We start from the raw sequence: 14,151 nt of genomic DNA, 5'->3' as shown, positions 1-14,151 counted from the left end.
CGGCCGCCGCACTCGCCGCTTACCAAGACCGCCGCCACCTGGCTGCGGCATAGAAGAAAAACACATCGAACTGTCTCAAAAACTTGACGAGCGCAGTCCTCGCCGAACAAACCGACGAATGGGCCGAAGGACGCCGCTACCTCGGACTCGACATCCTCGCCAAGTCCCGACTCACACTCGTCCCGAACATCGGAACCGAGGTGATCACCGAAACCGCCCTCGAACTCAGCGCCTAACCCTCAAATCGAAGGAGACACCGCTACACCACTAACAGGGACTTGACCGAACACGGTCTACCTCGACCGCACCATAGCGACCTTGGATGAGGAGGGCAACACCACTAACCCTGACCTGTTGCGGTTCCTCTCACCCCTGGGATGGGAACACATCAACCTCACCGGTGACTACACCTGGCCACGCGCCAACCGGATCAAACCCGGCAAATACAGGCCGCTACGACGCTCGTCTAAACCTTAGCGTCGGATATTTTACTTTTTCACAAGCCACCCCGTGAAGGTGTCCTTCTTTGAGCCGGGCATCAAGATCCAGCGTGATGGCTGGGTATGGGTCGGCTCGGTCACCCCCGCAGCCCAGGATGAAAAGTAGCCGCTTCACGGTGTCGTCCGGGGGCGAGGTCATCGAAATCGTTGGTATCGCTCGGGCCTGCATAGGGGTTATCCCTCACTGTGCAGCTCCTTCGCTGGGCGTCTGCATGCTCACGGTGATGTGAACCTCGGAAGGGTCCACATCGAGGATGACAGCGGCTAAATCCGTTGCCATGCCGTGAATCTCTGTGGCGTTCCTAGCCTGGGTGATCTTGCCCTAGCTCCGGGAATATCGATAACCACCATGTACCTTCTTGGCGGGCGGTGGCGGTGAAACTGTGCATCGTTGCCTCTTCAATGAACGGTGGGGCCGGGGGGCTCCTGCACCACACAGTTACCGCGCCCGTTGTTCTTCTTGTTTTCCCTGCGAAAGGAAATCTTGTTCCCCCTGGTGCTTCTCTTCGTGGGGATTCCACCATTACTGCTTCACGTTTGGTGTGGTGTCTTGGTGGTTGGTGGGGTGATGCGCTGGATGAGTGCGTCATGGCTTTGTTGCAGTGTGTCGGCCCGGGCACGCGCGGCGGCCAAGTCATGAGCAAGCGTGCCCGCGTCGGAGCGGGAACGCTCAGCAGCGGCCTCCGCCTGGTGTACACGCCCTTCCGCGTCCTCAGCCCGCGTCACGGCCGCCATCAGTTCCGTGTTCAGCGCCGCGGCCTGAGCATTCTTTTCGCTGGTGATCCGATCGAGGTCTGCCACGAGCTCGGCCAGCTCAGTATCTTTGTCCTGGCCCTCTTTCATCCAGCGTGCTTCGAGTGCTGCATGCTGCTCGGCAGCCAACGCCACAGCATCAGCCCACACCGATCCGGCCAACCGCGCCGCTTGGTCAAGCAGCGGTTGCGGTGCAGCGACGATCCGTGAGCCGGCAACAGCGCTCTCTTCCCGCCACGCCTTCAAATACCTGGTGGCGTCGGCGTTGGAGACTCCTGCGGCTTCCCGGACACTGGACACCGTGGGGTTACGCTCGGCACTGATTTTCTCGGCGGCGGCGTACACCCTGTCCCTGGCAGACCCTGTGGGGGTAGCGTGCTCACTCATTACAGCGGATCACTCCAAACGTAGTAGGAATAGTAGTCATACTACTATTCCTACTACATTGTGGCTACACGGCGCCGCTGGTCCGGTCATGAGATTGGCAGGGGCGGTTCACTGCCGGCCGCGCCGGCGATAGCTCCCAACGTCTCCCAGGAGCTTGGAAGAGAGCTATCCAGGCGTTTCGGCGGCAAAGTTACCTAGGTTGGAAGCGGATCTGGGACCCCCGAAACACAATCCATGTTCCTTGAAGCCCGGGCGGAGGGTTAGCTGTCGGGCTCTATCCAGTGGCTTCGATCAGATCCCGCCAACCGTCAATGAGCCAGCCCCGGCCCATCATGTCGTCGTCGTCGTACTCTTCGAAACACTCCCCGAGGAGGCCCCCGGTATTGGTGCAGCAGCTTCGCGGCCTTATCGGGAGCGAGATTATCGAAGTCGTTGATATCGCTGGGGGGCCTGCAGAGGGCTTGTCCCGCACAGTGGAGCTCCTCTGCCTAGTGGTCGTTGGCGAGCTGTGAAACGCGTTGGTGGCTCAATCCAAGAATGGCCGACCCAGTCCGCCTCCGGCTGGTCGAGGTCCCCGAACGCGAAGCCGCCCCCGTGGAGCCAGACAAGACCGGAGCCGATCGGGGCGTCGGGGACGTAGCCGCCCGCAACCCTTCTCCCATCCGGTCAGCGACGCCCTCGATCAGACCGGCGCCGTCGCCAGCGGTCGGGCAAGGGTAAGCGGCGTGATACTGAAGCTGTAGTCTCCCGAACCGAGCAGCACGCGCACGCCGCCGCGCTCGACTGCGGTCTCGCCGAGACCCGCGATCGAGGTCGTTGATCCCTTCCTGAGCGGCTGGTCGCCCTCACGAATCTCGTAGTCCTCGAAAGACCCCTCCGCAAGCGGCAGGAGGATCGATGCCGTTGAGTTAGGGGGAATCGTCAGGTCGATCTCGACTCGGCCGCCGTTGCGCCTCCACCTTGACGCCAGGACGCCGCGCGGGGTCTCCAGCTCGCAGTCGACCCAGTCGATGCCCTCCACCAGGATCGGCTCGATGCGCACCTCGCCGAAGCCGGGAGCCTCGTCTACCACGGCAATCCCACCGAGGTAGCGGTAGAACCACGAGTCGACGGCGCCGTACATTGGGTGGTTGTGCGAGCCCATGCCTGCGAGGACGCCGCCGGTGACGTGCTCCCACCGTTCCCAAATTGTCGTGGCGCCCATCTCGATCATGTAACCCCAGCTGGGATACGTCCGCTGAGTGAGAAGGCGCAACGCGACGTCGGCACGGTCGAAGCGGCCGAGCACGTCCATGACGTATTTCGTGCAGAGATTGCCGGTGGTGAGATGGAAGTCGTGCTCCTCGATGTCGCGCACGAGAGCTTCGAGCACCGCCACCCGGTGTTCCTCGGGCACGAGGCCCAGGTAGAGCGCGAACCCGTTAGACGACTGGTTGCCGGGCCCGTAGGAGGCGCGCTCGGCGTCGAAGTACCGAGCGTTTATGTCGCCTCGGACCTCATCCGCCTCGGCCTCGTACCGTCGCACGTCTTCGTCCCTCTCCAGCTGGCGGGCGAAGCCTGCCATGAGCATCAGGTTCAGGTAAAGGAAGCCGGTCGAGATAAGGCCGCCCGGGGTCAGTGCCGACATCGCGCCGGAGCCAGCGCTTCCTTCGACGGCCTCGCTGACCGGGGGTGCCCAGTCTCCGATCTCCGATTGCTCGATGATCCCTTCAACGCGAAGGGACGCTAGGTAGGACACCCACCGGGCAAGGTTCTCGTACCCGCGCTCGATCAGGCGGGACTCCCCGTAGTGCGCGTGCACGAGCTGTGGGACGAGCAGGAAGCTGCTGACGACTGGGTCGGCCGGACGGTGCCCATACCGCACGTGCGGTGCCGTATCCGCGATCGCGCCGGTCACGTCGCCCTGCGTGTCGACGATGTCGTCGAACCACTTGCCGTAGAGCCGGGCCAGGCCGAAGTTGTGCACGGCCTGCTCGGCCCGCACGGTCATGTCGTTAAGCCACGCGAGTCGCTCGTCGCGCTGGGGGCAGTCGGTCGGGAGGCCGTGAAGGTTGCTGCCCTCAGTCCACACGACGTTGCGGTGGATCTGCTCCAACAAAGGGTCGCTGCAGCCGAATCGTCCGATTTGAGGCACCGCGGACCGGACGACGCGTCCCACCACATCGACGGGCGTGAGATCGGGGGTGTAACCGTCGATCTGCGCGTACCGGAAGCCGTGATAGGTGAAGTGCGGCTCTAGCCAGCGCGGTTCCTGCCCGTCGAGCACGTAATGATCGGTCGCTGTCGCGGTCCTCAAGTTAGCGGTGTTCACGGCGCCGTCGTCGCCGAGCAGCTCGCTGTGGCGCACCGACACGGTCGTCCCTGCCTCGCCCACGAGCCGGATCTTCACCCAGCCGGCGAAGTTCTGCCCGAAGTCGACCACCTGTGTGTCCCGGCTCAGGCGGGTGATGGTCACGGGTGGCAGCTCCTTCACCACGCGGATCGGCTCCGTGGCCTGGGCCCGGAGGACGCCCCCGGGAGGCTCGACCGGCGTCGCCGCTCGCCAGCGGGCGTGGGAAGCGGCCGTGTCGAAATCCGGCTCGGCCCATCCCGGCAGCTCCTGGCGCAGGTCGTAGGTCTCCCCGCCGTAGATGCTGTGGTCGCCGATGGGGCCGTCGATGGTCGCCATCCACTCGCCCCGCCGACTGAGGACCGACATGGTCCTGCCGTCGGCGAGCTCGAGATGTAGCTCCAGGATCACTTGGGGCTGGAGCTGGCTGGGGACTGCGCTCGGCATGGGCTCGAACCAGCCGTTGCCGAGGGAGACGCCGATGGCGTTGCGCCCCGGGCGGAGGTTCGACCCGACGTCGTGGGTGGCGTAGAGGGCCCGCGAGCGGTAGTCCGTCCACGCGGGGTCAAGCACGGAGTCCCCGATGCGGGAGCCATTGACGAACAGCTCGTAGTAGCCGAGGCCGCTGACGTAGACCCGTCCGCGCACCACCTCACCGTCGATGTCGAACTCGCGCCGGACGAGCGGGGACGCAACGCTCGGGGTCATGGCGACGGCGCCGATCCACTCGGCCGTCCACTCGGACGGCGAGACGAATGCCGTCTCGAAAAAGGCGAGAGCGCTCGAAGCCTCGTTTCCGTCCGACGTGCGGACCGTCACCTGCCACGAATAGCGAGTACGGCTGGCAAGCTGCGCTCCGTCGTACTCCACCCCGAGCTGGCGGGAGCTCTCCATCCATCCGGAGTCCCACACCTCGGCCCCGGGGTCGACCGCCACGGTGACGCGATAGGCCACCTGTTGGACGCCGCGACGGTTGCTCTCGAGCCGCCAGAAGAAGCGGGGCCGCTCCTCGTCGATGCCGAGCGGGTCCGCCGCGTGGTCAGTGAGCAGGCCTGTGACTACGAGCGGCGCGTCCCCGCCGTCCGCGCTCCCGTTCATCGTGCGGGGCCCACAAGCGGTCGGAGCGTATCGCGGGCTATCTCGAGTCCGCGCTTCACGCGCTCGGGCGTTCCGCCCCAGACAGGATCTTCGTGCTCGACTGCAATGTGTCCAGAAAACCCGCCCTCGTCTAGGGCGTCAATTACGGACAGCCAGTCCACCTGGCCTCGGCCGGGTACCCGATAGCGCCACCACCCCACGTCCCACTCATTCGCACGGCCGATCGTGCGGCCGAAGACGCCGTACCGGGTGCGGGCAGCGGGGTTTACCTCCGTGTCCTTCGCCTGCGCGTGCAGGACCCGGTCGACGTACGGACGAACCGCGTCAGCCGGATCGATGCCCAGCCAGAGGAGGTGGGAGGGGTCGTAGTTGAGGTAGAACCCGAGCTCGAACATCCACTCCCAGAGTTCCGGGGAGTACGCAAGGTTGCCGGGGTAGCCGTCAGGATGCCAGCCCTCCATCGGGCAGTTCTCTACGACCAGGGACACCCCGCGGTCGGCAGCGTAGGCCACGAGGGGCGGGAGCACCTGCTCGGCGTCGGCCAGATTCTCTACCACCGAGGCGGACGGGTTCCGCCCGATGAAGGTGCCGACGTGGGGCACCCCGAGCAGTACGGCCGCATCGATGCAGCGGCGCAGATGCTCGTGGGTACGAGCGCGGATTTCGGGATCGCCGTGCAGGTTGTTCTCGTAGTAGCCGACCGCCGAGAGTTCTACTCCGGCATCCGCAAACAGCGCGGAAACGTCGTTCGCAGCGGCCGCGTCCATCCCGTCGACGTTTAGATGTGACGGACCTGGCCCATTGGTTGGCCATGCCGAGACCTCGAGAGAGTCGTAGCCCGCTCCGGCGGCCCACGACACGACCTCGGCGAGGCCCGTGTCGGGCATGCAGGCGGTGACAAATCCCAATTTCATGTCAATTGCTCCCGTCAGGCGTTCGTCAGGCGTTCGAAGAGTTCGCGAGCGGCCCCCTGGAGTCGACGGGGTGGAAGACCACGAACCAACATCTCCAGATCATCGACCACCATCGTGCCGAGGTCCCACATGCCCTCCCGAACCGATCCCGCCCGGTGGGCGGAGAGGACGGCCTGTTCGATGGATCTGATGGGGTGGTCCGCGGGCATCGGCTCCTCCGGGAATACGTCGATTCCCGCACGGAAGCGACCAGCGGCGAGCAGCTCAGTGAGCGCGTCAAAGTCGGCGACGTGTGCCCTGCTGATGAGGAGGAGGACGGCGTCCGGGGCGATCAGCTCGAGCATCTCGCGGTCGAGCACGGCCTTGTTCTCGGAGCTCGGCGCCGCAAGTACGAAGATGAACTTCGACTCGGACAGCAGCTCCTCGAGCCCGACCGGCTTGACTCCCCGTGAGCGCAGGTACCCGTCGCCCAGCCAGGGATCGTAGGCCAAGATCTCGCCGCCGAATGGAACCAGTAGGGGGTGCAGCGCCTGAGCAATGCCTCCGTAGCCGATGATCCCGATCGGCTTGTCGAAGAGCATGAACGTGGTCTCGTTGCCGTGGTGCAGGTGCTGTTCGGTGCCGGCGCGCATGGCACGGTCTCCGATCGGGATCTCGCGGCATGAGGCAATGGCAAGCCCGAGCGCCATCTCCGCGACTTGCCGACCGAAGCCGGGAGCGGCGGTGAGAACATGGATACCCCGAGCGAAGACTTCTGTGTAGTCGAGCCCTCGTGGGAGTCCGCCGCCGACGTCGATTATCGCGCGCAGCTTCGGGTACCGCCCACTGAGCGCGCCGTAGCGCCACTGGGAGCAGATCAGGATCTCAGCCTCCTCGAGCGCCTCGGCAGCTTCCGCATCGGGCATGGGCTCGTCACGACCCCACACCACCTCGACGGTGTCACGGAGCCGCTGCTGGTCCGCGGCGGAGAAAATCTCATCGAAGCGCCGTCCGGACATGTCGACGACAGCGCGCAAGGGTTGGGTCATGAATCTGGCCTTTCTTATTGGAAGGAGGGGAGGAAACTTCGAAGGAGGTGTGGGTAGGGAACAGCTCAGCCCTTGACCGCGCCGCTCGCCAGTCCCTCAATGAAGTTGCGCTGGAATAGCACGAACAGCACGATGACCGGCAGCGACAGGATCAGCACCGCCGCCGAGAGAAGACCGTAGTCGGTGGAGAAGCGCCCGGTCAGCAGGAGCATTCCGACGGGCAGTGTGCGGACGTTCTCGCTTGTGAGGAACACCAGCGGCAGGATCAGGTTGTTCCAGGACCAGAGGAATTCCAGAAGAGCCACCGTGAGTACGCCGGGCCGCACGAGGGGGAGCATGACGTTCCAAAATACCCGCAGCTCGGAGCACCCGTCGATCCTCGCGGCGTCCGCGAGCGCTTCGGGCAGTCGCATGAAGAACGCCCTCATGATGAATGCGAAGAATGGGCCGCCGACGGCCACATGGGTGATCACCACCGACCAGTAGGTGTTCAGTAGGTGGAGATCCCGCATGATCGTGTACAGCGGCAGGATAATCGCGGTGATCGGAATGGTGAGACCGATCAGAAGCACAACCACCACCAGGCGCCGGCCCCAGAACTTCATCCGGGCGAGGCCGTATCCAGCGAGCGGCGCAACGATGACCATAGCGAACACTGAGAGCAGCGAGATGATGAGGCTGCTCAAGAAGTACTGGCTGAAGCGCCCACTGGTCCACGCCTCGGCCAGATTCTCGAAGGCAGGCGGGAGCGGCAGCCCGTACGGGTTAGACACCACCTGGGCCTTGGTCTTGAATGCTGTCGACCAGGCCAGCGCGAGGGGCGCCAACGAGAACAGCGCGAGCACCGTGAGGTAAGTGTAAAGGACCACCTTGCCGCCGCGACGCTGCCAAAAGCCTCTCATTCCAGGGGTGGTACGCCGGGCAGCGGGAGCTAGGGACGCCATCGGTCAGTCCTCGTTTCGTTCGCGCAAGAGCAGAGAGATGATTGCGGCGACTAGCACAATCATCATGAAAATTACGGCTATGGACGCGCCGTAGCCGAACTCCGCGTCGGTAAAGCCCCGCTTGAACATGAAGCTCGCGAGGACCTCGGTAGAGTTGACCGGCCCGCCGCGCGTTGTCGCCCAGACGATGTCGAAGGTCTGGAAGGCGCCGATCATTTCCAGCAGGAAGACGACCGTGATGACGGGGCGCATCTCCGGGACCGTGACGTTCATGAACATCTGACGCGTGTTGGCCCCGTCCATCTTGGCCGAATCGTAAAGGCTTTGGTCGATACTCTGTATGCCGGCGAGGAAAATGACTACCGAGAGCCCGAATCCGGACCATGCGGCCGCGAGTGCGAGGGCGGGTAGCGCCGTGTTGGGGTCGCCCAACCAGCCGTGGGAAAGAAAGCCGAGCCCGATCGCCTCCAGCGCGTTGTTGAGCAGTCCTTCCGGCTGGTAGATCCACTTCCAGACCAGCGCAGTGACGATGGACGCCTGCACCACCGGTAGGAAGAAGATGAGCTGATATATCAGGCGTCCGCGCATCGCGCGGGCCAAGGCCGACGCGGTGATGAGGCCTACTGTCACGTTGAAGGCGACGAGCAGGACGACGAAGATGAGGTTATTCCCGAGTGACCGCCAGAACAGCGGATCGGCGAAGAGCCTGGCGAAGTTGTCGAAACCGACAAACTCGCGGGTCGGATTAACCCCGTTCCAGTCGAAGGCCGATAGTCCGAACAGCTCGACAGTCGGGCGAATCACGAACGCCAGGTACAGGATCAGGGCCGGGGCAAGGAACAGGTACGCGGTGAGACTGCGCCTACCCCCGCGCGTCAGTCGCCTCCCTCGCATCTGCCGCTTGGTGAGCGCTCCAGAGGTGGTGGCCGCCATAATCTTTCCTTTCCTCATTTCGAGATGCGGGGTTGAGCCGCGACCCAACCGCGGCCCAACCCCATGCCCTCACGGGCTGTTAATCGCTGTCAGCGCCTCAGCACTTCGGGGCGCCGCTGGAAGAGATAATCTTGCCCGCCTGCTTCTCGGTCTCCCAGGTGCTCTGAAGGGTCTGCAGCAGCTCGTCCGCGCTCGTCGAGCCAGCCAGAATTCCCTGCTCACTGGTCATCATGGCTTCGCCGATGGAGGCGGGGGCGGTTAACTCGAAGAACGCTGGCACCACACCGTTGTCCCGATACTTGTTCTGCTCGGCGAGCAGCTCCTCGAGAAGCGACGGCAGCTCCACCTGGTCGAGATCGACGGGACCGACCGGCACGAGGCCGCCTTCCAGGATCTTCGTGCGGTTCTCGTCCGTGAAGAACAGGTAATTGAGGAGATCCTCCGCGGCATCCGCTTGCTTCGAGTTGGCGTTGATGTACCAGCCCTCACCGGGGCTCGCGTTCGCGGAGATCGGTCCGCCGTTCACGGTCGGGAGAGCGAACACGCCGATGTCGTCGAAGTTCTCACCCGCGCCCGCCTGTGCGTCCGGGATGACGAAGCCACCGGTGTAGGTCATCGGGACGACCCCGTTGTAAAGGTCGGCCATCGTGGCCTGATAGGTGTACGAGAGCGGGTCGGGGCCGAAGGCGCCGGCGTCCGCGAGCTTCTCGAACTCCTCGGTCGCCTCGGTCATGCCCGTGCTCGTCCAGGTACCGTCACCGAAAAGGATCTCGTTGACCCCGTCAGGGCCTACAGCACCGCTCCACATCGCGCCCAAGAGGTGCGACACCGGCCATGCGTCCTGGCCCGCCGCACCGATCGGCGTCGGATAGCCGTTATTCTTCAGCTCATCCACGACACTCACGAAATCTTCCCAAGTGGTGGGGACACTCAGTCCCAGCTTCTCGAAAATCGACTTGCGGTAGAACATTCCGGTCGACTCGATGCTGTTCGGAACCGCCCACATCTTGTCATCCGACGTGGCGATGACCGCCAGTTCGTCCGGGATCATCTTGTTCCAGTTGCTTTTGCAGTAGGCGGGAGTGAGGTCATGGACCAGACCCGCGTCGATGAAGGCCTGCGACTGGCTCGATCCGAGATTGCCGGCCCACAGGTCGGGGCCCTCACCGGAGCTCAAGGCCGGAAGGAGCGAGGGCGGGTTGAGCTCGGGTCCCATCGCCGTGATCTCCACAGACACCTCCGGGTGCTCCTCGTCCCACTGGGCGATGAGGGACGTCATGGCGTCCTTTTGGCCGGGTTCTGAGCCGTACCAGATGTTGAGGACTTCGTCGCCGGACTCCTCTGCTCCGCCGCCGCAGGCCACCAGTGCGAGCGACGCCACTGCGGCCCCTGCGACCGCGGTGACTCGCCGGCGTCGTGAGTGCTGTGTATTCACGCCAGTTCCTCTCTTCATTGAGACTTCCGACGCCGATTGGCTGCGGAACAATGTAAATTTTTGCACAACTTAACATTATGAGCAAGGGGGGCGATAGCATCCCTCGGGTCTGAGCCACGCATCGCGTGGGCGACCGGGGAGGCTTCGACCTCGCTGATTTCGGAGGCCGTTATCGACGACTCTTAAAAACTGGACGATAACGACGCGGCCGGTTCTAGTCATCGTCGTAACACGAGTTTGCTTTGTGAGGCTAGCAGAGCCTTAAAAGGGCCGCCGACGTGCGGTCGTCGAGCACCCTCCGAGGTCGGTCGTTGAGTTCATTCTCGACCGCCAGAAGGTGCTTGGGAGTGCCCGCCGAGGTCGGTCCCTTTCGACGAGGGCGTCATCCAACTCGCGGGTATTTCCAACGCCACCGTCGCGCAGATCGATCAGGCGAACGAGGTACTGGACGGCAGGCTGTCTTCCGTCCAGAATCAGTTCTCGCCGGCGTTCCGCTCGAGCTTCACCGAGCTCGCGCACTGCGCCAACCTCGGCATCGCATTCCTGCCATGGTCACCGCTGGGCGGCATCACCCATGCGGGGCAGATCGGCGCCCGACACGGCGTATTCCAGCAGATCGCTGATGCGCACGGCGTGAGTCCGCAGCAGGTCGCACTCGCGTGGGAGTTCGCGCTCGCGCCCGTCGTCATCCCGATCCCCGGCGCCTCCCGACCAGAGAGCATCCTCGACTCGATCCAGGCAGTGGATCTCGTTCTCGACGACGATGAACTGACTGCCCTATCAAACGACGCCTGAGCCCTAAGCACCCCACCCTCCCACACAGAAAGAACATCCCATGAAATCCATTCCTGTCGGCCCTGCGGGACTGACCGCCCCCAACGTCGTCCTCGGCCTGATGCGGATCGCTGACAAGAGCGACGACGAGATCCGCGCACTCGTCTCCACGGCACGCGACGCCGGCATCAACTTCTTCGACCACGCCGATGTTTACGGCACACGAATGCACGAATGCGAGGAGCTGCGAGATTCTCGCACAGTGGGCCCTCTTAAAATGAGGGCTCCACTGAGAGAGAGATTAGCGGATCGGCCAGGATGAACTCGCTCAGCGCACCCAGGAGGTCCGCAGGAAGGTCCAGGGCCTGCAGCTGACTGATTAACAGGGCTGGGTGAGACGCCGCGCTGATGGCTTCCAGGATCCGCGCCTTCAAGTCATATTCGATCTGGGCATCCGTCAGCAGATCAACAGCCCGCGTGGTCACGTCGTTCCCGGCCGCTACCAGACCATTGGCAAATCGCACGACCAGCCCGGCACCGCGAGGAACCGCCTCGACCTGAACAGTGACGGTGTGGGATCCACTGGTGTACCTCGTCGTGTGGGCGATCGGATACCCGTCGGCGGTGACCGAGATCATGTCGGTCTCCGTGACCCCGATGAACTCCAGGCTAAGGTCCCTAACTGGTGGAACGCACTCCACATTGCCCACTGTGGGGGCAATAGTGAAAGTGCCGGTGGCCCCGGTGAATTCCATCAAGGTGTGCGCCCACTTTGACTCCAGCACGAGACTTCCACCACCGTCGTCTTCGAGCAAATCGAAGGATCCGTCGGCACCAGCGAAGATCCGTATCTGCAGGCCCACAGGACTATCCGTGGAGTTGCCTACATCCGCGAGCGGAACTAGCGGGACGATTCCTCCTGCCCGGGCCAATACCGGGATTGACTCCTGCCCGCGGTACATGTGCAGTTCGCGGCCGCCGCAATACCTCAGACCGGTGAAGAAGTCGATCCAGATCCCTTCCGGCAGCCATGCCTTCACCTTGGCCACGCCTAGGGTGCTATTCAGCGGTCGCGTGATCGGGCACACCATCAGCTGGGTGCCGAAGAGGTACTGGTTGGTGGCCCGGTATGCACGGTCCTCTTCCGGATAGTCATAGTACACGGGCTGCACGAGCGGGAGTGCGTGCCCGGACGCCAGATAGTTCATGGAATACAGGTAGGGCACAAGCTGGTGCCGGAGCCGGAGGTGGCTGCTCATCACGGCGGCCGCGGCAGCGCGGAAGTTCCACGGCTCTTTACCACTGAACGGGTTGCCTTGGCTGTGCAGACGCATGATCGGGGAGAACACCCCGAACTGGGTCCAGCGCACGGCAAGGTCGTCGTCCTTCACCCCGCCCATGTGGCCGCCAATATCGTGGCTCCACCAGCCGTAGCCGACATTTGCCGCGGTGGCGGTGAAGTATGGCTGGAAGTCAAGGCTGTCCCAGCTGACTATGGAGTCTCCGGAGAAGCCGATTGGGTATCGGTGGCTCCCCAATCCCGCATAGCGAGAGAAGGTCATTGGGCGGGCACCGGCTCGGGCGCTGTCGAGGAAGTGGAAGTGGTTGAGCATCCACAGCGGGTCGAGGCCAATTACTTTGGAGTGAGGACCGGACTGCCAGTCCAGCCACCAAAAGTCGACGCCGCGCTCTTCGAGCGGGTGGTGTAGGCACTCGAAGTAGGCAGAAAGGAAGGCGGGGTCAGTGATATCGAAGACGATAGGGTCTTCGTTTTCCGCGTCGACACCGAGGCGATGTGCCATCGACGCGTAGGCGTCTTCGTGCGCCTGAACGCCGTCTGCGGGGTGCACGTTGAGGGTGAGCCGCAGGCCGCGCTCATGCAGCCAGGCCATGAACTCGTCGGGGTCCGGGAAGAGCGCGGTATTCCAGCTGTAACCAGTCCAACCGCTGCCGTACTTCGGGTCGATGTCTACGGTGTGCCAGTCCATGTCGACGACGGCAACCGAAAATGGAAGGTTCTCGCGGTCGAACCGTTCGAACAATTCCCGGTATTCGGCGGCGGAGTACTGGTGGAAGCGGCTCCACCAGTTGCCCAGGGCGAACCTGGGTAGCAGGGGAGCGGGACCCGTGAGTGCGTAGAAGTCGGCGAGACAGTCGCGGTAGCTACGCCCATAGCCGAAGAAATACAGGTCCGTCCCAGTCCCGGAACGCCGTTCGAGCCAGCCCTCGTCGTCGAAGACCAGGGAGGAGGTGTCGTCGACGACCGAGAATCCATGCCGCGACATCAGGCCTGGCTGCAGGGAAACCGTACCGTCGATGTCATCGAGGGTACGGGCCGTTCCGCCCAGATCGGTCGCCGGTTCGCCGAAACGCCACAGGCTTGTGTAATCGCTCAACTTGCCGCTGACCTGCACGCTGAGCCCGTTGGGGGAGAACGGCTTCTTGTCGTACGAGAGTTGGAGATGCTCGGTGATGATTTGCATGTGGTCGCCGCGGTCGATAACCCGGAATTGGGGTACCTCGAACTCGCGCGAGAGGACCAGCTGCGAGGCCCGGTCTTCGAAGAGTTGGTTGGAGCTGTACTCCATGCGGATCAGGCGCGAAGTAAGCACCGTGAACCGGTAGTTGGTGCCGGTGATGACGGCCGCAGGATGCGCTTGGGGCGCGGCCGGGAGCGTGGGGCGAACGGTGTGCGCGGCGAGATCGTGGGGGGAATTGAAGCTGGTTGTCATGAGTACAGTGATCCTTTTCAAATGATCGGCCTTGCCCTCGGGTGGTGGACTCGGGGTAAGCGGCGAGTTGATCTTCCGCCTGTAGTGATGAGTGTTGCAGTTCAAAATCGACAGGGCTGATCTGCCGCAGATGCCGTTCGCGGTGATCTCGATGAGCAGGCCGTCATCGGGTATGTCGGGAATCTCGAGCACCTGCTGCTCGATCACGCCCCGCGAGACCCAGACGTTGGCGGTTGTCGTGCCATTCATGAGACCTCCAATGATCACCGTCGATTATCTGTTACGGATTCGGCATCGCTCCAGGTCAGGAACTGAGCCGGATCA

9 protein-coding genes and 3 pseudogenes are annotated in these 14,151 nt (G+C 63.5%); 4 read left to right on the top strand and 8 right to left on the bottom strand.

The genetic code is table 11. The features are described 5' to 3' along the window. Positions 1-83: 83 nt before the first annotated feature. Both IWX78_RS15670 and IWX78_RS15665 read left to right on the top strand, forming a co-directional pair. Positions 84-236 (top strand): annotated as a pseudogene (locus tag IWX78_RS15670) (IS256 family transposase); the annotation flags it as partial. 49 nt (positions 237-285) lie between these two features. Further along, a pseudogene (locus IWX78_RS15665) lies at positions 286-477 on the top strand (Tn3 family transposase); the annotation flags it as partial. 554 nt (positions 478-1,031) lie between these two features. Here IWX78_RS15665 and IWX78_RS15660 read toward each other — a convergent pair. From IWX78_RS15660 to IWX78_RS15630, 7 genes are all read right to left on the bottom strand, one after another. Next, positions 1,032-1,598, bottom strand: coding sequence for a DNA-binding protein (locus IWX78_RS15660; RefSeq protein WP_334684798.1), 567 nt, complete (start codon positions 1,596-1,598; stop codon positions 1,032-1,034). Positions 1,599-2,322: 724 nt separating this feature from the next. Further along, positions 2,323-5,067, bottom strand: coding sequence for an alpha-L-rhamnosidase (locus IWX78_RS15655; protein ID WP_196834564.1), 2,745 nt, complete (start codon positions 5,065-5,067; stop codon positions 2,323-2,325). Beyond that, a complete protein-coding gene (locus IWX78_RS15650) occupies positions 5,064-5,954 on the bottom strand; it encodes a sugar phosphate isomerase/epimerase family protein (RefSeq protein WP_196834563.1) in 891 nt (296 codons plus the stop codon). The genes IWX78_RS15655 and IWX78_RS15650 overlap by 4 nt, the downstream gene beginning before the upstream one ends. 41 nt (positions 5,955-5,995) lie before the next feature. Continuing rightward, positions 5,996-7,009, bottom strand: a complete 1,014-nt coding sequence (locus IWX78_RS15645; RefSeq protein ID WP_196834562.1) for an NAD(P)-dependent oxidoreductase — start codon at positions 7,007-7,009, stop codon at positions 5,996-5,998. A 65-nt stretch (positions 7,010-7,074) separates the two neighbouring features. Further along, positions 7,075-7,878, bottom strand: a complete 804-nt coding sequence (locus IWX78_RS15640) for a carbohydrate ABC transporter permease (protein ID WP_196834561.1) — start codon at positions 7,876-7,878, stop codon at positions 7,075-7,077. Between the two features lie 78 nt (positions 7,879-7,956). Continuing rightward, positions 7,957-8,886, bottom strand: a complete 930-nt coding sequence (locus IWX78_RS15635; protein ID WP_196834560.1) for a carbohydrate ABC transporter permease — start codon at positions 8,884-8,886, stop codon at positions 7,957-7,959. Between the two features lie 97 nt (positions 8,887-8,983). Beyond that, positions 8,984-10,321: an ABC transporter substrate-binding protein gene (locus IWX78_RS15630; protein WP_196834559.1), complete on the bottom strand. Its 1,338-nt coding sequence runs from the start codon at positions 10,319-10,321 to the stop codon at positions 8,984-8,986. 372 nt (positions 10,322-10,693) lie between these two features. Between IWX78_RS15630 and IWX78_RS15625 the strand changes: the two are divergent. Both IWX78_RS15625 and IWX78_RS15620 read left to right on the top strand, forming a co-directional pair. Further along, positions 10,694-11,116, top strand: a pseudogene (locus IWX78_RS15625) (aldo/keto reductase); the annotation flags it as partial. Positions 11,117-11,156: 40 nt separating this feature from the next. After that, on the top strand, positions 11,157-11,417 hold the full coding sequence (locus IWX78_RS15620) for an aldo/keto reductase (protein WP_196834558.1): 261 nt from the start codon (positions 11,157-11,159) through the stop codon (positions 11,415-11,417). On the opposite strand, the gene IWX78_RS15615 is transcribed toward IWX78_RS15620, so the two are convergent. Next, the gene (locus IWX78_RS15615; protein ID WP_334684797.1) at positions 11,368-14,076 is read right to left on the bottom strand and encodes a glycoside hydrolase family 31 protein; all 2,709 of its coding nucleotides are present in this window, start codon (positions 14,074-14,076) and stop codon (positions 11,368-11,370) included. The two genes, IWX78_RS15620 and IWX78_RS15615, sit on opposite strands and share 50 nt — an antisense overlap. Between the last annotated feature and the right edge of the window lie 75 nt (positions 14,077-14,151).

This window comes from Mycetocola sp. CAN_C7, assembly GCF_015752285.1.
Taxonomy (GTDB): Bacteria; Actinomycetota; Actinomycetes; order Actinomycetales; family Microbacteriaceae; genus Mycetocola_A.
The sequence above is the reverse complement of the archived record's forward strand: the minus strand, read 5'-3'. Positions and strand labels throughout refer to the sequence as shown.